This is a genomic window from Pseudomonas sp. AK106 (assembly GCF_053903055.1).
Genome location: NZ_CP096426.1, coordinates 3,213,095 through 3,233,068, shown reverse-complemented (window position 1 = coordinate 3,233,068; position 19,974 = coordinate 3,213,095). Strand labels below are relative to the sequence as shown.

Below are 19,974 nucleotides of genomic sequence, written 5' to 3'. Positions count from 1 at the left end.
GGAATCAACCATGAAAGGCATCATCCGCATCGGCGACACCACCACCGGCGGCGGCATCGTCAAAACAGGCTCGGACGCAATGATCTTCGAAGGCATTGGCGCAGCGCGCGTAGGCGACATCGTGCTTTGCCCGTTGCCAGGCCATGGCACCACCCGCATTGCCCAGGGCAACTCAGGCTACAGCGATGACGGCGTACCCGTCGCGTTCCACGACGACCTCTGTGAGTGTGGCTGCGCATTGATCACCTCCCTCCCGGAAGCCAGCGCCGGCTGAGCAGGCAGGATGTTTTTCAACACCCGAGACACCCAAGACAAGGACATCTGCCATGAGCAAGGACAACCCGACGCTGGCGTACTTCGACGCCGAGATGCGCTACCTGCGCGAAGCGGCTAAAGAATACGGCGCTGCATTTCCCGACCGCGCCGCCGCGTTGAATCTGGACAGACCCGGGGCTCAGGACCCCGCTGTCGAACTGCTGTTTCAGGGCTTTGCGTTCCTGATGGGGCGTCTGCGGGAAAAGCTCGACGATGACCTACCGGAGTTGACGGAAGGCTTGGTCGGCCTAGTCAGGCCGCAGTACCTGCGCATGATTCCGTCGCTGTCGATCGTCGAGTTCTCGCCTGACATCCATGAGATGAAGACCAACGAGACGATCCGCAAAGGCTTCGAGGTGCGCTCGCGACCGGTCGGCCCACAGGGGACTCGCTGCCGTTACACCACCACGCAGGACCTGACGCTGCGTGCGCTGTCCCTCGATGCCGTGAAGGTCGGCCAGCAGGCGGATGGCCGCTCGGTGATCAGGCTGCGTTTCTCCCGGGGCAAGCTGTTGCAATGGGACACGATGGACCTGCGCAACCTGCCGTTGTACCTGAATGCCAGCGCGCCCGTGGCCAACGCCTTGCATCAGGCGCTGGCGCTCAATGCCCGCAAGGTCTACCTGCGCAGGGGGAGCTCGGAGCGCGAGGAGGTCGCTGTCAAATTCAGTCCCAAGGGCTTCGGCGACGAGGATCGCCTCTGGCCTCAGGGCGATGACCGTTTCAGCGGCTGCCCGTTATTGCTGGAGTATTTCTGCTTCCCCGAGAAATTCATGTTCCTCACGATCAAGGGCCTGGAGCAGGTGAAACTGGACGCCAACACAAAGGCGTTAGAGCTTGAAGTGGTGCTCGGTCAACCCTGGCCCCGCGGGTTCGCGCTCAGTGCAGAGCACGTCCGTCTTCACGCCGTGCCGGTCATTAATCTGTTTGCCCTGGAGGCGGACCCTCTGGCCCTCGATCCCTTACAGACCGATTACCGGGTGCGGCCGGTGCAGGTGGAGGATGCCGACGCGGAAATCTACTCCGTGGACAGCGTTATCGCGGGCAAGCGTGATGCGCGGCATGAGTATGTGCCCTTCAGCCATTTTCAGCACCGGGGCGGAATGCTGCGTGACGACGCTCCGGAGCGCTATTTCCATACCCGGCTCAAACGCGCGCCGGATGGATCCCACGACACATGGCTGGTTCTCGGGGGAGACGGTTTCGAGCAGGACCGCTCGAACCCGGCACACCGCCTGACACTGCAGTTGACGGGCACCAACGGCGAGCTGCCGCGAATGGCGCTGGCCGAAACAGTGCTGGACCAGCCTGCGCAGTCCAGTCGGCGGACATTGACGGTGCGCAACCTCTGTGCGCCGACGATGCCTTGTTACGCACCCGAAAAAGACCGCTTTCACTGGCGTGTGCTCAGTCACCTGGGCTCAAGCTTTCTGCCCTTGCTCGACAGTGCCGAGGTCTTGCGCAATACGCTCGCGCTTTACGACTGGACCGACAGTGCGCTGAACCGGCGCCGGTTACAGTCGATCATCGAGGTTCGTCATCACCTGATTGAACGTTTTGAGGGCGGCTTTCTGCTGCGCGGTGTGGACATTGAAGTCACGCTGGAGGCAGGTCATTTCGCGGGGGAAGGGGACATCTGCCTGTTTGGTGAGCTGCTCAACCGCTTCTTTGCGCAGTACGCCGACATTCATCTGTTCAACCAGCTGACGTTGATCCTGGAACCGCAGGATAAACATTTGCGGTGGAGCGAAAATCACAGCCAGCGAGTGCCTGGGTGAATCGTTAATTGGCCAGCACCGTCGCAGATTTTCTTTCATTGAGACGCTACGCTGCCGCAGAGCAAACATAGCGGTGTGGGAGCGAGCTTGCTCGCGATATAGGGCGGCAATCCGCCGACTATTTCAGCGTCTGGAATGCCGTATTCGCGAGCAAGCTCGCTCCCACAGGTCCTGCAGTGGCCGAATCCAGTTCAGCCGAAAATGACTGGGCCGTGATTACTCGTCATACCCCAGGTTCGGCGCCAGCCAGCGTTCGGTCACGCTCAGATCCTGCTGCTTGCGCGCGGTGTAGCTTTCCACCTGATCCTTGTCCACTTTCCCCACGGCAAAGTACTGCGCCTGCGGGTGGGCGAAGTACCAGCCGCTGACCGCCGCTGCCGGGAACATCGCGTAGTGCTCGGTGAGAAACACGCCGCTGACGCCGGGTTTGCCGTCGCCTTGGGCCGGGTCGAGGAGGTCGAACAGCACGCCTTTCTCGGTGTGATCCGGGCAGGCCGGGTAGCCGGGGGCAGGGCGGATGCCGGTGTATTGCTCCTTGATCAGCTCGTCGTTGCCCAACTGCTCGTCGCGGGCATAACCCCAATACTCTTTGCGCACCTGCTGGTGCAGCCATTCTGCGCAGGCCTCGGCCAGACGATCCGCCAATGCCTTGACCATAATCGCGTTGTAGTCGTCGCCCTTGTCCTGGTACGCCTTCGACACCTCTTCGGCGCCGATGCCGGCGGTGGTGATGAAGCCACCGACGTAATCGGTGACGCCGCTGCCCTGGGGCGCGACGAAATCGGCCAGGGAGAAATTCGGCTTGCCGTCGGTCTTGATGATCTGCTGGCGCAGGTGATGCAGCTTGGCCAGTGGCGCGCCGTTATCGTCGAGCAGTTGAATGTCGTCGTGGTCAACCTGATTGGCCGGCCAGAAGCCGAACACGGCGCGGCTGCGGATCAGCTTCTCGTCGATCAGTTTGAGCAGCAACTCCTGGGCGTCCTTGAACAGCGAGGTGGCCGCTTCGCCCACCACTTCGTCGGTGAGGATGCGCGGGTACTTGCCGGCCAGGTCCCAGGAAATAAAGAACGGCGTCCAGTCGATGTAATCCACCAGCACGTTCAGGTCGATGTCTTCCAGCACCTTGACCCCGGTGAACGTCGGCTTCACCGGCTGGTAGGCGGCCCAGTCGAACTGCGGCTTCTTGGCGATGGCCGCGCCGTAGCTCAGGCGCTCGGTGCGGGCGCTGCGCGCGGAGGTGCGCTCACGCACTTCCACGTATTCGGCGCGGGTCTTCTCGATGAAGCCGGCTTTGAGTTCCTTGGACAGCAACTGCGTCGCCACGCCCACGGCGCGAGAGGCGTCGGTGACGTAAATCACCGCGTCGTTGCTGTACTTGGGCTCGATCTTCACCGCCGTGTGCGCTTTGGAGGTGGTCGCGCCGCCGATCATCAACGGCAGGTGGAAGTCCTGACGCTGCATCTCGCGGGCGACGTGAACCATCTCGTCCAGGGAGGGCGTGATCAGGCCGGACAGCCCGATGATGTCGCACTTCTGCTCGCGGGCGACCTGCAGGATCTTCTCCGCCGGCACCATCACGCCGAGGTCGACGATGTCGTAGCCGTTGCAGCCCAGCACCACACCGACGATGTTCTTGCCGATGTCATGGACGTCGCCCTTGACCGTCGCCATGAGAATCTTGCCCTTGGCCTCGGGCTTGTCGCCTTTCTCTTCTTCAATGAAGGGAATCAAGTGCGCCACGGCCTGCTTCATCACGCGGGCGGACTTAACCACTTGCGGCAGGAACATCTTGCCCGAGCCGAACAGGTCGCCGACCACGTTCATGCCGGCCATCAACGGGCCTTCGATGACCTCGATCGGGCGCTTGAAGGACTGGCGCGACAACTCGGTGTCTTCAACGATGTGCGTGGTGATGCCCTTGACCAGTGCGTGCTTGAGGCGCTCGTTGACCTCCCAGCCGCGCCACTCTTCGGTTTCCGCTTCCTTGACCGAGCCGTCGCCTTTGTACTGGTCGGCGAGGGCCAGCAGCGCGTCGGTACCTTCCGGCGTGCGGTTGAGCACCACGTCTTCCACCGCGTCGCGCAGCTGGGCCGGGATCTGGTCGTAGATCTCCAGCTGGCCGGCGTTGACGATGCCCATGGTCAGGCCGTTGCGGATCGCGTACAGCAGGAACACCGAGTGAATCGCTTCGCGCACGGGGTTGTTGCCCCGGAACGAGAACGACACGTTGGACACGCCGCCCGACGTCAGCGCATACGGCAGTTCGTCGCGGATGTAGGCGCAGGCGTTGATGAAGTCGACGGCGTAGTTGTTGTGCTCTTCGATGCCGGTGGCGATGGCGAAGATGTTCGGGTCGAAAATGATGTCTTCCGGCGGGAAGCCCACTTCGTTGACCAGAATGTCGTAGGAGCGCTTGCAGATTTCCTTCTTGCGCGCCTCGGTGTCGGCCTGGCCGGCTTCGTCGAAGGCCATCACCACCACCGCCGCGCCGTAGCGCTTGCACAGCTTGGCGTGATGGATGAACTGCTCGACGCCTTCTTTCATGCTGATCGAGTTGACGATGCCTTTGCCTTGAATGCACTTGAGGCCGGCTTCGATGACTTCCCATTTCGAGGAGTCGATCATGATCGGCACGCGGGAGATGTCAGGCTCGCCGGCAATCAGGTTGAGGAAGGTCACCATGGCCTTCTTCGAGTCCAGCATGCCCTCGTCCATGTTGATGTCGATCACCTGGGCGCCGGCTTCGACCTGCTGCAGGGCGACTTCCAGGGCTTCGGTGTAGTTGTCTTCGCGGATCAGGCGGGCAAACCGGGCAGAACCGGTGATGTTGGTGCGCTCGCCAACGTTGACGAACAGCGAGCTGCGATCGATGGTGAACGGCTCCAGACCGGACAGGCGGCAGGCCTTCGGAATCTCCGGAATCGGCCGCGGCGCATAGGGCGCGACGGCGTTGGCGATGGCCTTGATATGCGCCGGGGTGGTGCCGCAGCAACCGCCGACGATGTTGAGGAATCCGCTCTGGGCGAACTCTTCGACGACTTTGGCCATTTCAGCAGGGGCTTCGTCGTACTCACCGAATTCGTTGGGCAGGCCGGCGTTGGGGTGCGCGGAAACATGGGTCTCGGCCTTGTTCGACAGCTCTTCCAGGTACGGCCGCAGCTCGCTGGCCCCCAGCGCACAGTTGAGGCCCACAGAGATCGGCTTGGCGTGACGTACCGAGTTCCAGAACGCTTCGGTGGTCTGGCCGGAAAGGGTGCGGCCGGAGGCGTCGGTGATGGTGCCGGAAATCATGATCGGCAGCTCGAAGCCCAGCTCGTCGAACACGCCCTGAACCGCGAAGATCGCCGCTTTGGCGTTGAGGGTGTCGAAGATGGTTTCGATGAGGATCATGTCCGCACCGCCTTCGATCAGGCCTTTGGTGGCTTCGGTGTAGTTCTCCACCAGTTCGTCGAAGGTCACGTTGCGGTAGCCGGGGTTGTTGACGTCCGGCGACAGCGAGCAGGTGCGGCTGGTCGGGCCGAGCACGCCGGCGACGAAGCGAGGCTTGTCGGGGGTTTCCAGGGTCTTGGCGTCGGCGACCTGGCGGGCCAGGCGCGCGCCTTCCACGTTCAGTTCGTAGACCAGCGCTTCCATGCCGTAGTCAGCCTGGGACACTTGGGTGGCGTTGAAGGTGTTGGTTTCGAGAATGTCGGCACCGGCGTCGAGGTATTCCTTCTCGATCGCACCAATCACGTCAGGCCGGGTCAGGATCAACAGGTCATTGTTGCCCTTGATGTCGCTCGGCCAGTCGGCAAAACGCTTGCCGCGGTAGTCTTCTTCCTCCAGCCGATAGCTCTGGATCATGGTGCCCATGCCGCCATCAAGGATCAGGATTCGCTGTTGAAGAGCCTGCTGGAGTGCTTGAAGACGCGCGCTGCGATCTGACATGAAGGTTACCCGGATGAAGAAGTACGAAATAAGGTGGCGCTGAAAGGTGCGAAATAATAGCAAACCTGTACGGATTTAAATCATTCCGGGATTTACATGAATTCTGTTCATGTTACGCGGCACTGCCAAACGGTAGAATCCCGGCGATTCATTTTCAGGACGCCCGTTCCATGTTGCATCGCGTGCTCGCCAGTTCCCTGGCCTTGTTGTTTTGCGGTGCAGCGTTCGCGCAGTCACCCCTTCAGTCTCCGGCTATTTCCTACAGCCGCGATATCCAGCCGATCTTCACCGAGAAGTGCGTCGCCTGCCACGCCTGCAACGACGCTGCCTGTCAGCTGAACCTGGGCAGCGGCGAAGGTGTGCTGCGCGGTGCATCGAAGGTGCCGGTTTACGAAGGCGACCGCAGCAAGGCGGTCGCCCCCACCCGGATTTTCGTCGACGCGCAGGGCGCTGACGCCTGGCGCAAGAAAGGCTTCTATTCAGTGCTGGACGGGCAGAGCAACCAGGCGGCGCTGATGGCAAAGATGCTCGAGTTCGGGCACAGCGCGCCATTGGTGCCCAACGCGCGGCTGCCGGATGACATCGTGCTGGGCCTGAACCGCCAGAACATGTGCCCGTTGCCCAACGAGTTTGCCGCCTATGCCACGGCGCGTCCGGGGCAGGGCATGCCGCTGGCGGTGACCGGCCTCACCGACGCTCAATACAGCACGCTGCAACGCTGGCTGGCAGCCGGGGCACCCGTGGAGCAGACGCCGGTGCAACCGAGTACGGGCGAAGCGGCGCAGATCACCGAATGGGAGCGCCTGCTCAATCGCCCCGGATCGAGCGAGGCGCTGGTCGGCCGTTGGCTGTACGAACACCTGTTTCTGGCCCACGTGTATTTCAGCGACGGCGAGCCGGGGCACTTCTTCCAGTGGGTGCGCTCGCGCACGCCGAGCGGCCAGCCGGTTGACCTGATCGCCACGCGCCGTCCCGACGACGATCCTGGCACCACCTTCTATTACCGCCTGATGCCGGTGCAGGGCGTCATCGTCCACAAGACCCACATCACCTACCCGATGGGCCCGCAGAAGCTGGCCCGGGTCAAGCAACTGTTCTACAGCGGCACCTGGCACGCCACCGAGCTGCCCGGCTATGGCCCGCAGCATCGGGCCAATCCGTTCGAAACGTTCAAGCAGATCCCCGCTGACGCGCGCTACCAGTTCATGCTGGACAATGCCGAATACTTCGTTCGCACGTTCATTCGCGGCCCGGTGTGTCGGGGCGAGATCGCCACGGATGTGATTCGCGATCATTTCTGGGCGCTGTTTCAAGCGCCCGACCACGACCGTTACATCACCGACGCGGCCTACCGGGCCAAGGCCACGCCATTGCTGGCGATGCCGGGGCAGGACGATGACGTCGGCAGCGTGCTGACCCTGTGGCACGACTACCGCGACAAGCGCAATCAGTACGAAGACCTGCGCAGCGATGCCTACGCGCACATGCCCCCGCCGGGTTGGGCGACGCTGTGGGCGGGCAACGACAACGCGCTGCTGACCATCTTCCGCCACTTCGACAGCGCCTCGGTGAACAAAGGGCTGATTGGCGCGCTGCCCAACAGCGTCTGGCTGTTCGACTACCCCTTGCTGGAGCGCACCTATTACCAGTTGGCGGTCAATTTCGACGTCTACGGCAACGTCTCCCATCAGGTGCAGACGCGCTTGTATTTCGACCTGATCCGCAACGGCGCCGAGGTCAACTTCTTGCGCCTGATGCCGGCCGACAAGCGCGATGACATCCTCGGCGACTGGTACCAGAACGGCGGCAAATTAAAGATGTGGCTGGATTACCAGGCCATCGACGATGACACCCCGAGCGGCCTGACACTCGATGAGAACAACCCCAAGCGTGACTTCGAGCGCAAGTTGATCGAGCGTGCGGGCACCTTGAACGTGACGCCGGACCCGATCAATCGCTGCGACGGCGCCTACTGTTCGCGTGAGGGACTGGACCCGGTGTTCAGCGAGGTGGAGCAGACATTGAGCCGGCTGACGTCGCGGCCGACGGCGGGGCTAAAGGTCATTCACCAGTTGCCGGAAGCGACGATGCTGCGGATCCAGGATGGCAGCGGCAAACGCATCGTCTACAGCATGCTGCGCAACCGGGCCCACAGTAACGTCGCCTTTCTGATGGGCGAGGATTACCGCTACCAGCCCGGTCTGGACACGCTGACAATCTATCCGGGTGTGCTGAGCAGCTACCCGAATTTCATGTTCAACGTCCCGGCCAGCGAGGTCGGTGCGTTCGTTGACGCAATGGAGCAGGCCCACGATCACAAGCAGGCGTTCGACGCTATCGTCCAGCGCTGGGGCGTGCGCCGCAGCCATCCGCTGTTCTGGACGTACTTCCACGACCTGGACCGCTACCTTCAGGAAACCGAGCCGCGCGAGGCGGGTGTCTTGGACATGAATCGCTACGAGAATCTCTGAGCCGCCCGAGAGCCGCCCTGCAGAAAATCTTCACACTAAGCGTTGGCCCCGCTGATGCTGCTTCAAACAGAGAAACCCTTGTAATACATGGCGCGCAGCCATTATGCAGCCCGTCAGTGACGCCGAACCTTTTCGCAACTTATGAAGTCCGACCTTGGGAGTCGCTCTTCGACACCTTGCCTTTTCGGGCGTGGCAGCGAAGGTCAATCCAGACGAAGCAAGAGGTTGCAGATGTTGATTTCGGTTCAGGCCCTGCGGGCACTCGCCGCGTGGGCTGTTGTGTGTCACCACTTCATGCAGATTTTTTTCGACTTCCATCCGAGTGGGCCGGTCGGCCGTTTTTTCACTGAGAAAGGCGCCGTTGGCGTCGACATTTTTTTCGTCATCAGCGGTCTGGTCATCTACCTGTCAACCGTAGACAAGGACATTCCCGCCGGCCGCTTCATGCTCAACCGTGTCATTCGCATCGTCCCGGCGTATTGGCTGTACACCCTGGTGATGGGCCTGCTGGTGGTTGTCGCTCAGCCGCTGCTGCCCCACCAAGTCGTCGACTGGCAAAGCTTTGTGCTGTCGCTGTTGTTCATCCCCTCGGAAAACCCGGGCGGCTACGGCCTCTATCCCACCCTCAACGTGGGCTGGACGCTTAACTACGAAATGCTGTTCTACGTGCTGTTCTCGATGGTGTTCCTGTTCCAACAGCGTCTGCGCCCGTTGATTCTCGCAGCGGCGCTGTTTGCCATCACCGACGTGCTGGGTCGTTCGGGGCTGGTCAGCCGGTTCTACGCCAATGACATCGTCTATGAGTTCCTGCTCGGCATTTTCGTGGGTGTGATGTATCGCCGGGGCTGGATCAGTGAGCGGTTGTGGCTGCCGTTGCTGGCCATTGGCGCTGCGCTGTTCACCATCGACCATCTGCAACCGGCGCCGCGCATCATCAACTGGGGTCTGCCGAGCGCGGTGATCGTGGTCGCCTGCATCTCCCTCGAACCCTATCTGCGCAACTATCGCCTGCTCAAGACCATGGGCGACTGCTCGTATTCGGTGTACTTGCTCCACGTGCTGGTGCTGTATGCGGGATGGCTGGTCAGTGAGCGTTACGGCCTGAACCCGTATCTGGTGTTTGCGGTGTGCGTACCGGTCATCGCGCTCGGCGCGTGGCTCAGTTATGAATGGATCGAGAAGGGCTTGTACCGCCGCATGAAAGGCTGGCTGGACCAGAGACGGGCAAGCAAGGAGGCGGCGCTGTCCTGACAGACACTGGGTAGCGGTCGGGTCACTTACCCGACTAAAACACTAGGGCTTTGTCAGGCGCAGTTGATTGGCGTAAACTGCGCCCCACGTCTGCGAGGAATTTTCATGACCGCTATTACGATTACCGATGCCGCCCACGATTACCTGGCCGATCTGCTGGAAAAGCAGAACACGCCCGGCATCGGCATCCGCGTGTTTATTACCCAGCCTGGCACCCAATACGCTGAAACCTGCATTGCCTACTGCAAGCCAGGCGAAGAAAAACCCGAAGACACGGCCATCGGCCTGAAAAGCTTCACCGCCTGGATCGACGCGTTCAGCGAAGCGTTTCTGGACGACGCCGTTGTCGATTACGCCACCGATCGCATGGGCGGCCAGCTGACCATCAAGGCGCCTAACGCCAAAGTGCCGATGGTCAACGCCGACAGCCCGATCAACGAACGCATCAATTACTACCTGCAAACCGAGATCAACCCGGGTCTCGCCAGTCATGGTGGGCAGGTCACCTTGATCGAGGTTGTTGAAGAGGAGGAGGCGAACGTCGCCATTCTTCAGTTCGGCGGTGGTTGCCAGGGTTGTGGTCAGGCGGACGTGACGCTGAAGGAAGGCATCGAGCGCACGCTGCTGGAGCGCATCCCCGAGCTGACCGGTGTGCGTGACGTGACCGACCACACCCAGAAAGAAAACGCGTATTACTGAGAAGTGATTGTGTTGCAGGCAAGGCCCCGATGCGTTCGGGGCTTTTTTATGGGCGCTCGGTAAGCGTGACGGGCGCAGGCTAAGGCCTGAACACATGGGCGTGGCCGGCGCGATACAGCGAGGATTCGCTGAACACGTCGTTGCCCAGCACTCTGCCTACCAGAATCAGCGCGGTGCGGCGGAATCCCTTGATCCGCACCTTTTCCTCGATGTTCGCCAGTGTGCCAGTGACCCAGTCCTGGTCCGGCCAACTGGCGCGATGCACCACGGCAATGGGGCAGTCCGCGCCATAGTGCGGTGTCAGCTCGGCGACGATCTTGCCCAGGTTATTGACCCCCAGATGAATCGCCATGGTCGCTTGATGCCGCGCCAGATCGCCGAGACTTTCGCCTTCGGGCATGTCGGTTTTGTCGGCGTAGCGGGTCAGGATCACGCTCTGGGAAATGTCCGGCAGCGTCAGCTCGGTGCCCAACAGCGCGGCGCACGCAGCGGTGGCGGTGACGCCGGGGATGATTTCGAAGGGGATCTGCAGCGCGCGCAGGCAACGGATTTGCTCGCCGATCGCGCCATAGAGACTCGGATCGCCGGAATGAACCCGCGCTACGTCATGGCCTTGTGCATGAGCGGATTTCATCAGCTCGATGATCTGCTCCAGGTGCAGTGAAGCGCTGTTGGTCACCTGAATCGCCTGATGCCCCTCCAGCACCGCCTCAGGCACCAGCGAGCCGGCGTAGATAATAACCGGGCAGGAGCGGATCAGCCGCTGGCCTTTGACAGTGATCAGGTCTGGATCGCCGGGGCCGGCGCCGATGAAAAAAACGGTCATGGGGTGTCCTGATTGGAATTCATTTGAACGATGGTTCGCCGGATGCTTGTCGCTGAATGCACGCGGCCTACTTCTGTAGGACCGGCTTTAGCCGGTAAGGGGCCTGCATGTACACCCTCATATTTGCAGCGTGACGCTTGACGCTTTCCCGGCTGAAGCCGGTCCTACGAGGGTCCGCGGTGTGTCCGTGGGACCGGCTTTAGCCGGGAAGGGGCCTGCATGTACACCCTCATATTTGCAGTGTGACGCTTGACGCTTTCCCGGCTGAAGCCGGTCCTACGAGGGTACGCGGTGTGTCCGTGGGACCGGCTTTAGCCGGGAAGGGGCCTGCATGTACACCCTCATATTTGCAGTGTGACGCTTGACGCTTTCCCGGCTGAAGCCGGTCCTACGAGGGTACGCGGTGTGTCCGTGGGACCGGCTTCAGCCGGGAAGGGGCCTGCATGTACACCCTCATATTTGCAGTGTGACGCTTGACGCTTTCTCGGCTGAAGCCGGTCCTACAATTTGAGCCGGTCCTAAGAGGTTGCGCTCGCCCTGCCGGTTGCGGTTGCCAATGCAAATGTCGCGTGGGGGCTTTTTCGGCGGGGGATGACCAATGTCGCTGGCGAGCCGGTCAACCGCGTCACCATGGCCAACGCGGCGCTTTCCGCCACGCCGTAGCAGCCCGTGCGTTCAAAAGCGATCTCGGATCGATGGCTGAGCTGATCCTCGTAAGCCGCCAGGTCACCTGCGCTGAAGAACCCGACCGTCAGGCCCAGCCCATGACCCAGTTCCAGCAACCCCGCTTCATCGGCTTTGCCATCAATCGACGCCAGGGCAGCAATGTCTGCCGGGGCCAGCTGACACTCCCGCAAACCATCCTCTATCAGTTGCCGAAGCTCCAGCGCCGAGCATCCGCGCTGGCAGCCCAGGCCGACCACCCACAGCGGTCGGTCGCACGAGTCATTCACGGTCAAAGCGCGGGGTTCAAACCCGTGTGCGCCGCAGGCGTTTCACTGCGACGAAACAGCCAGGCGCTGATCCAGCCCAGGGCGATCCAGAACGCGGCATTGGTCAGCAGCGACGCAATCTTGAACTGCGCTTCAAGGGCTTCCGGCGCCAGTGCCGAATGGACCGCCGGTTGCGGCGCGCCGACCATGTGCGGCACCACCAGAATCACCGCGCCCATGACCTTCAGCAGCCAGTGTCTGGCAAATACCATCAGCGCCAGGCCCGCAGCCGTGGACGCAGCGGTGCCGACCCACCAGATCTGTCGTTGGGTCAGGTCCGCCGCGACGGTGCCGGGCAGCTCGGGCGGCAGACCGAGGGTCGGCGCCAGCACAAACACCGCATAACCGGCCAATCCCCACAGCACCCCTTCGCGCGTACTTGCCGGCGTGCGCAGGGTGTACAGCGCCGCCAGCATCAAGGCGAAACCGACCGCGACCACCAGATTGCCGCCGGTGGTGGACAGCACGCGCTGCCAGCCATCTTCCGGCTCCCAGGCTTCTTCGTTATGGACATGAGCCGCCATGGCGTCGTCGGCGTGCTCATGCATCTCGACGGCGGGCGCCTTCTCGTAGGTCTCCGCCTGCAGAATAAGCGGCGCCACCGAGAAGCTCTGCAGCAACGTCAACAACAGGGCGGCCAGCAGTCCGGTGAACCCGGCCGTTTGCGCGATTCGCTTGAACATGGCGGCGGGTCTCAATGGCAAGGGAAGGCGGAGCTGTGACGGGTGTCGTGTGCCGCGTTATGCACCGCATCGATGTGGGAGAAGCCGGCGAAGTACACCAGAAACACACCGAGAAACATCGCGCTGACGGCGGCGACAAGGCGCTGGCTTTGCGTGCTCGCAACGGCCGTCGTGGTGTGTGTGGTGGTGCCGGACGTCTGGCGGGGTGTGCTGGTGGACATGGCGCTTCCCTCTGATGTGGATTCAGCGGACGGAAAGGCGCGAAGACACCGCAGGCCAATTCCGGCAGTGCTCAACAGCGCCCGCCCACCGCGGGTTGTTATGTAACGTTGTCGGGCCGGTCTCCGGGCTCACGAGGGGCACATGTAACAGCCTTCACAGCCGTCGCGCCTTCAAGAATCGCCTTCCCATATCGCTGTGGACACAGTGGATCTGACTCTTCACTCGCTTACCGTTGCGGGGGCAGCACCGGACTGATGCACACCCGAAGGTCTGCACGCACCGGTTTCCCGTTTCACCCTGTGAAGGGCACCCGTAACAAGGTGTGTAGGAGACCACGGGCTGTTTGGCGCGTCAATCGACCCGTCAGTCGGCAAGTCAATCGATGCAGTGATCGGTGCGTCAATTGGCGCGGCAATCATTGCAACGGCGCGATTGACCGGCCTGCGGTCACTGCGTAGCCTTGCGCACTTGAGGTTCGCTGGCCGCTTTTATGAAAGCCACCGGCGCTAAGAAGGGAATGCGGTTTCACGCCGCAGCTGCCCCCGCAACTGTAAACGGACCGCTTCATTGCACAGCCACTGCGCGAGCGGGAAGGCGCAATGAATGCCAGTCGCCTGACGATGCCTGTCAGCGACCGGCCGCCGTGAGCCAGGAGACCTGCCTCGAATCGGACCGCCTGCGAGCGGCCGAGGAATTCCACTACAACCGGGCGGGGTGATCCGGTGGCGAATCGAACCGCGCGCCTGTTTCTGCCGGCCTGCGCTGTTTTCGTCCTCGTTGCCCCGCCGCATGCCTGAGGGCAACCGATGAAAACACTGGCCAAACTCCCCGTCACCATCGTCACCGGCTTTCTCGGCTCGGGCAAAACCACCTTGCTGCGGCACATGCTCGACAACGCCGAAGGCCGACGCATTGCCGTCATCGTCAATGAGTTCGGCGAGCTGGGCATCGACGGCGACATCCTCAAGCAATGCACCATCGGCTGCTCGGAAGAAGAAGCCGTCGGTCGCGTGTACGAACTGGCCAACGGCTGCCTGTGCTGCACCGTTCAAGAAGAGTTCTTCCCGGTGATGCAGGAACTGGTCGCCCGTCGCGGCGACCTCGATCACATCCTCATCGAAACCTCGGGCCTGGCCCTGCCGAAGCCGCTGGTGCAAGCCTTCCAGTGGCCGGAAATCCGCAACGCCTGCACCGTCGATGCCGTGATCACCGTGGTCGACAGCCCAGCCGTGGTCGCCGGCACCTTTGCTGCGTTCCCGGATCAGGTCGACGCCCAGCGCAAACTCGACCCGAACCTGGACCACGAATCGCCGTTGCATGAGCTGTTCGCCGACCAACTGGCAAGCGCCGACCTCGTCGTGCTGAACAAGGCCGACATGCTCGACGCGGACGCACTGGCCGCCGTCCGCGCTGAAGTCGCCGAAGAACTGCCGCCAGCGGTGAAGATCGTCGAAGCGAACCGGGGCCAGCTGCCGATCAGTGTGCTGCTGGGCCTGGGCGCTGAGTCCGAGCTGCACATCGATGGCCGCAAGACCCACCACGATCACCACGAAGGCGACGATCCGGATGATCACGACCACGACGCCTTCGACTCGATCTCCATCACGCTGCCCCAGGCCGATGAATCGCTGTTGCTCGACGCGCTGACCCAGGCCGTCGTCCAGCACGGCATCTTGCGGGTCAAAGGCTTCGCCGCCATTCCCGGCAAACCCATGCGCCTGCTGGTGCAAGGCGTCGGCACCCGGTTCGACAAGCATTTCGACCGCGCCTGGAAGTCAGACGAAACCCGCGAAACCCACTTGGTGCTGATCGGCCAGGAACTGGACGCGGGCGTTCTTGAAGCGCAATTGCGCGCTGCCGTTTCCGCGATCAAAGGCTAACCATGCACCTGCTGCGTACACAGCCCGGCGGCTTCGTTCCCGACGACAGCATCGCTGACCTGGGCCAGACGCCCGCCGAGCTGGTGATCCTGTGCAGCGCCGACTCAAACCTGGCGTTGCTGGCTGAAGTCGCGCAGCAACTGCCGGACGATTACCCGAGCCTGCGCCTGGCCAATCCGATGCAGGTGCAGAACCATGCCTCGGTGGATTTGTACGTCGACGAAGTGCTTCGCCACGCCAAAGTCATCCTGATTTCCCTGCACGGCGGCATCGGCTATTGGCGTTACGGCGTCGAGCGGCTGGTGGAACTGGCGGCCAAAGGCGTCAAGCTGATTCTGGTGCCCGGCTGTGATCGGCCGGACCCCGAGCTGAGCGGCCTGAGCACCGAATCCGCCGAAGACCGCGAGCGGCTCTGGCACTACCTGCGCCAGGGCGGCAAGCACAACGCTCTATCGCTGTTCAGCTTCATCGCCACGCGCTGGCTGGGCGGTGACTATCCCTGGGCCGAGCCGCAAACCCTGCCGCGCACCGTGATTTATCACCCGCAGAACCCCAACGCCGACCTGGCCCGCTGGCAGGCCGACTGGCGCGCGGATCAGCCGGTGGCTGCGGTGCTGTTCTATCGCTCCCACCTGCAAGCGGCGAACACCGGTTTCATTGATGTGTTCTGCGAGCGCTTGTCGGCCCAGGGCTTGAACCCGTTGCCGATTGCGGTCGCCAGCCTCAAGGAAGCCGGTTGCATGACCGCGCTGCAGGACTGGCTCGATGAGGTGGATTGCGAGGTCATTCTCAACACCACCGGCTTTGCTCAATCCAGTCCGGAAGCGCCGGACGTGCGGCCGTTTCGCCGGGATATCCCGGTCATTCAGGCCATTTGCGCCCAGGACAACGAACCGACCTGGCAGGCCAGCGCACAGGGCTTGGGCTCCCGGGATCTGGCCATGCACATCGCGTTGCCGGAACTGGACGGGCGCATCATCAGCCGGCCGATCAGCTTCAAGGACCTGGCCTGGCACAGCGAGCGCAGCCAGTCCGACGTGGTTTGCTACCGCGCCCAGCCGGGACGCATGGATTTCGTCGCCGAACTGGCCCGGCGCTGGGTGCTGCTGGCCCGTACGGCCAACACTGACAAGCGTGTGGCGCTGATTCTCGCCAACTACCCGACACGCGACGGGCGCATTGGCAATGGCGTCGGCCTCGACACGCCGGCCGCCGCGCTGAACATCCTCAACGCCATGCAGGCCGAGGGTTACCCGGTCGAGGGTCTGCCTGAATCGGGCACAGCGCTGATTCATGCCTTGCTCGGCGGCGTCACCAATGACCCGGACAGCCTCGATCAGCGGCCTTGCCACCAGAGCATGGCCATGGACGAGTACCTGGCCGCGTTTCAGGCATTGCCCGAGGCCAATCGCGATGCGGTCATCGCGCGATGGGGCGCTCCTGACACCGATCCCATGTGCCGCGACGGGCGGATGATGATTGCCGGCTTGCGTTTCGGCATGACCTTCGTCGGAATTCAACCGGCGCGGGGCTACAACGTGGACCACAGCGCGGTGTATCACGACCCCGACCTGGTGCCGCCCCACGGTTACCTGGCGTTCTACTTCTGGCTGCGCAAACGCTATGGCGCCCACGCCGTCATCCATGTCGGCAAGCACGGCAATCTGGAGTGGCTGCCGGGCAAAGGCGTCGGTCTGTCCGAGCACTGCTGGCCGGATGCGATCCTCGGCCCGATGCCAAATATCTACCCGTTCATCGTCAACGATCCGGGCGAGGGCGCCCAGGCCAAGCGCCGCACCCAGGCGGTGATCATCGATCACTTGATGCCGCCGCTGACCCGCGCCGAAACCTACGGTCCGTTGCGCGACCTTGAACTGCTGGCAGACGAATATTACGAAGCGCAACTGCTCGATCCGCGCCGTGCCCGTGAGCTGCAGAAAGATATTCTCAGGCTGGTGCGCGAGACCCATATCGACCGCGAACTGTCGATGGACGGGGATGCCAATAGCGACGAAGACGCCGCCGTGTGGCTGCCGCGTCTGGACACCTATCTGTGTGACCTGAAGGAATCGCAGATCCGCGACGGGCTGCACGTGTTCGGCGAGTCGCCCACGGGCCGGCTGCGCATCGAAACGCTGCTGGCGATGGTGCGCGTGCCTCGCGGTGATGGTCGCGGCGGTCAGGCGAGCCTGTTGCGCGCCTTGAGTCAGGCGCTGGCGCTGGATTTCGACCCGCTGGACTGTGACCTCGGCGCGCCGTGGACCGGCGATAAACCTCAGGTATTACATGAGGTCAGCGCTGAACCCTGGCGTACCACGGGTGACACCCGCGAGCGACTGGAGCTGCTGGCTGCGCAGATGATTGAGCAGGTTGCCGCTGGAGTCGAGGTGATCAATAGCTTTGAAAACAAAGGCTTGTCGCAGGTTGTTGAGTCTTTGCATGAGGTAGTGATTCCGCGCCTTGACGCGTGCGGTCCGGCCGAGATGGCCAACCTCCTTGGCGCGCTGAGCGGACGCTTTGTCCCCGCCGGCCCGAGCGGCGCCCCCAGTCGTGGCCGGCTGGACGTGCTGCCCACCGGGCGCAATTTCTTCTCTGTCGACGTCCGTAACCTGCCGACCATGACCGCCTGGCGCATTGGCTTCCAGTCAGCCAATCTGTTGCTGGAGAGGCACTTACAGGACCATGGTGATTATTTACGTCAGCTTGGGCTGTCGGTCTGGGGCACGGCAACCATGCGCACTGGCGGTGACGACATCGCCCAGGCCATGGCCCTGATGGGCGTGCGGCCGGTGTGGGCGACGGGCAGTCAGCGCGTCGATGATTTCGAAATCCTGCCCCTGAGCCTGCTTGATCGGCCTCGGGTTGACGTGACCCTGCGGGTTTCCGGGTTCTTTCGTGATGCGTTCGCCAACCTCATCCGCTTGTTCGATGCGGCGGTGCAGGCCGTTGCAGCACTGGACGAGCCCGATGACATGAACCCGCTGGCCGCCCGCGTGCGCCAGGAGCGCGAGCAATTGCTGCGCGACGGCCTGGATGCCGAGCAAGCGGCGAAGCAGGCCGGCTGGCGCGTCTTCGGCGCCAAGCCGGGAGCGTATGGCGCGGGGGTGCAGAACGCTATCGACGGACGCTTGTGGCAGAGCCGCGAAGACCTTGCCGAGGTTTACCTGAACTGGGGCGGCTACGCCTACGGCGGCAGCGACGAAGGCACGCCCGCCCGTGACGGTTTTGCCAAGCGGCTCAGCCAGGTCCAGGCGGTGCTGCAGAATCAGGACAACCGCGAACACGACCTGCTCGATTCCAACGATTACTACCAGTTCCAGGGTGGCATGCTGGCGGCGGTGGAAAGCCTGTCCGGCGCAAAAGTCGCCAGTTACCACGGCGACCACAGCCAGCCCGATCTGCCGAAGATCCGCACGCTCAAGGAAGAACTCAACCGGGTGGTGCGCTCGCGGGCGGCCAATCCAAAGTGGATCGAAGGGGTCAAACGCCACGGCTACAAGGGCGCGTTCGAGATGGCGGCGACGGTGGATTTCCTGTTCGCCTTCGACGCCACCACCGAGCTGATCGACGATCACCAATATGCGCTGCTGGCCGATGCCTATCTGCTGGACGCCTCGACCCGCGATTTCATCCAGCAGCACAACCCTGACGCGTTGCGGGACATGACCGAGCGCATGCTCGAAGCGCAGCAGCGCGGCTTGTGGCAGGAACCGGGCGAGTACCGCGAAGCGCTGGAGAACCTGTTGCTGGACATCGAAGAGTCATGACCCTGGAAGAGCGCCTGCCGGGCAGTCTGCAAAGGCGCGTGACCGGCTTGAACCACATGACTGCCCCGCGGCTTGACGAGAATCGAACATGACCGACACCCCTCATTTCCCCCTGGCCGCCGTCGTCGGTGCCGATGACCTGAAGCTCGCCCTGTGCCTGACCGCCATCGACCCGAAAATCGGTGGCGTGCTGATCGAGGGCCCGCGGGGCATGGCCAAATCGACCCTGGCCCGAGGGCTCGCGGATTTACTGGCCAGCGGTCAGTTCGTCACACTGCCCCTGGGCGCTACGGAAGAACGCCTGGTCGGCACGCTGGACCTTGACGCCGCGTTGGGCGAGGGCCGCGCGGCGTTCTCCCCGGGGGTCCTGGCCAAGGCGGACGGCGGCGTGCTGTACGTCGATGAAGTCAACCTGCTTCCGGACCACTTGGTCGACTTGCTGCTGGACGTCGCCGCCAGCGGGGTCAATCTGGTGGAGCGCGATGGCATTTCCCATCGCCACGCGGCGCGCTTTGTGCTGATCGGCACCATGAACCCGGAAGAAGGCGAACTGCGCCCGCAGTTGCTTGACCGTTTCGGCCTGAACGTGGCGTTGAGCGGGCAGACAATGCCGCAACAGCGCGGGCAGATCATTCGCCGTCGGCTGGATTTCGACGCCGCGCCCGAAGCCTTCTGTCAGCAATGGGCCCCGCAACAGCTGGCGTTGCAGACCCGTTGTGAAAGCGCGCGGGGGCTGTTGCCGAGCATTGAACTGGATGATGCCAGTCTGGGCCTGATCACCGAGCGCTGCTTTGCCGCCGGGGTCGACGGTATGCGGGCGGACCTGGTCTGGTTGCGCGCGGCCCGTGCCCATGCTGCCTGGCGTGGCGCTGCGCATATCGCCGAGGCGGACATCGACGCCGTCGCCGACTTTGCACTGCGTCACCGTCGTCGCGAACCGCAACCGCCCCAACAACCGCAATCCCAGCCGCCTGCGCCATCACAACAAACCCCGCCGAAACCCGATGACGGTGCTCCGCGGCAACCTGAATCGCCGGAAACAGGCGAGGGCAGTTGGGGTGAGTTGCCTGCCCGCACCGTGCAGACGGGTCACCGCAAAGAAGTGCCCCACTGGCCAAAAAAGCCCTAGGCATTCGCCCCCGGTTGTCGAAGGGGGCGAATGC

13 protein-coding genes and 2 riboswitches are annotated in these 19,974 nt (G+C 62.8%); of the genes, 8 read left to right on the top strand and 5 right to left on the bottom strand.

The genetic code is table 11. From position 1 onward, the window contains the following. The first annotated feature begins 10 nt into the window (after nt 1–10). Together M1E04_RS14390 and tssF are read left to right on the top strand one after the other, a co-directional pair. Nucleotides 11–274 (top strand): PAAR domain-containing protein, encoded by a 264-nt coding sequence (locus M1E04_RS14390; protein ID WP_410934164.1) that lies wholly within the window; start codon nt 11–13, stop codon nt 272–274. A 52-nt stretch (nt 275–326) separates the two neighbouring features. Further along, entirely contained in the window at nt 327–2,093 is a 1,767-nt protein-coding gene (tssF, locus tag M1E04_RS14385; RefSeq protein ID WP_456291554.1) for a type VI secretion system baseplate subunit TssF, read from the top strand. 216 nt (nt 2,094–2,309) lie between these two features. On the opposite strand, the gene metH is transcribed toward tssF, so the two are convergent. Beyond that, entirely contained in the window at nt 2,310–6,020 is a 3,711-nt protein-coding gene (gene metH / locus M1E04_RS14380; protein ID WP_456291553.1) for a methionine synthase, read from the bottom strand. Between the two features lie 170 nt (nt 6,021–6,190). Between metH and M1E04_RS14375 the strand changes: the two genes are divergently transcribed. The 3 genes from M1E04_RS14375 (at nt 6,191) to nfuA (ending at nt 10,441) form a co-directional block, all read left to right on the top strand. Further along, nucleotides 6,191–8,491 carry a fatty acid cis/trans isomerase gene (locus M1E04_RS14375; RefSeq protein WP_456291552.1) on the top strand — a complete coding sequence of 767 codons (2,301 nt, stop codon included), beginning with the start codon at nt 6,191–6,193 and terminating at the stop codon, nt 8,489–8,491. 231 nt (nt 8,492–8,722) lie between these two features. Continuing rightward, nucleotides 8,723–9,742 carry an acyltransferase family protein gene (locus M1E04_RS14370; protein ID WP_065991424.1) on the top strand — a complete coding sequence of 340 codons (1,020 nt, stop codon included), beginning with the start codon at nt 8,723–8,725 and terminating at the stop codon, nt 9,740–9,742. A gap of 105 nt (nt 9,743–9,847) precedes the next feature. Then, nucleotides 9,848–10,441 carry a Fe-S biogenesis protein NfuA gene (nfuA, locus tag M1E04_RS14365; RefSeq protein WP_065991425.1) on the top strand — a complete coding sequence of 198 codons (594 nt, stop codon included), beginning with the start codon at nt 9,848–9,850 and terminating at the stop codon, nt 10,439–10,441. Between the two features lie 79 nt (nt 10,442–10,520). On the opposite strand, the gene cobM is transcribed toward nfuA, so the two are convergent. From cobM to M1E04_RS14345, 4 genes are all read right to left on the bottom strand, one after another. Next, nucleotides 10,521–11,267, bottom strand: coding sequence for a precorrin-4 C(11)-methyltransferase (gene cobM / locus M1E04_RS14360; protein WP_192135668.1), 747 nt, complete (start codon nt 11,265–11,267; stop codon nt 10,521–10,523). 518 nt (nt 11,268–11,785) lie between these two features. After that, on the bottom strand, nt 11,786–12,220 hold the full coding sequence (locus tag M1E04_RS14355; RefSeq protein ID WP_065991729.1) for a cobalamin biosynthesis protein: 435 nt from the start codon (nt 12,218–12,220) through the stop codon (nt 11,786–11,788). A gap of 2 nt (nt 12,221–12,222) precedes the next feature. Continuing rightward, complete coding sequence (locus tag M1E04_RS14350; protein ID WP_192135666.1) at nt 12,223–12,942, bottom strand: CbtA family protein; 720 nt, start codon at nt 12,940–12,942, stop codon at nt 12,223–12,225. Nucleotides 12,943–12,953: 11 nt separating this feature from the next. Then, complete coding sequence (locus M1E04_RS14345; protein WP_192135665.1) at nt 12,954–13,163, bottom strand: CbtB domain-containing protein; 210 nt, start codon at nt 13,161–13,163, stop codon at nt 12,954–12,956. Between the two features lie 97 nt (nt 13,164–13,260). After that, nucleotides 13,261–13,493: riboswitch (cobalamin riboswitch) on the bottom strand. A gap of 125 nt (nt 13,494–13,618) precedes the next feature. Next, a riboswitch (cobalamin riboswitch) is annotated at nt 13,619–13,843 on the top strand. A gap of 127 nt (nt 13,844–13,970) precedes the next feature. Between M1E04_RS14345 and cobW the strand changes: the two genes are divergently transcribed. From cobW to M1E04_RS14330, 3 genes are all read left to right on the top strand, one after another. Next, nucleotides 13,971–15,044 (top strand): cobalamin biosynthesis protein CobW, encoded by a 1,074-nt coding sequence (gene cobW, locus M1E04_RS14340; RefSeq protein WP_065991429.1) that lies wholly within the window; start codon nt 13,971–13,973, stop codon nt 15,042–15,044. A 2-nt stretch (nt 15,045–15,046) separates the two neighbouring features. Beyond that, nucleotides 15,047–18,811: a cobaltochelatase subunit CobN gene (gene cobN, locus M1E04_RS14335; protein WP_456291551.1), complete on the top strand. Its 3,765-nt coding sequence runs from the start codon at nt 15,047–15,049 to the stop codon at nt 18,809–18,811. Between the two features lie 88 nt (nt 18,812–18,899). Beyond that, nucleotides 18,900–19,940, top strand: a complete 1,041-nt coding sequence (locus M1E04_RS14330; protein ID WP_192135661.1) for an ATP-binding protein — start codon at nt 18,900–18,902, stop codon at nt 19,938–19,940. Nucleotides 19,941–19,974 lie beyond the last annotated feature (34 nt).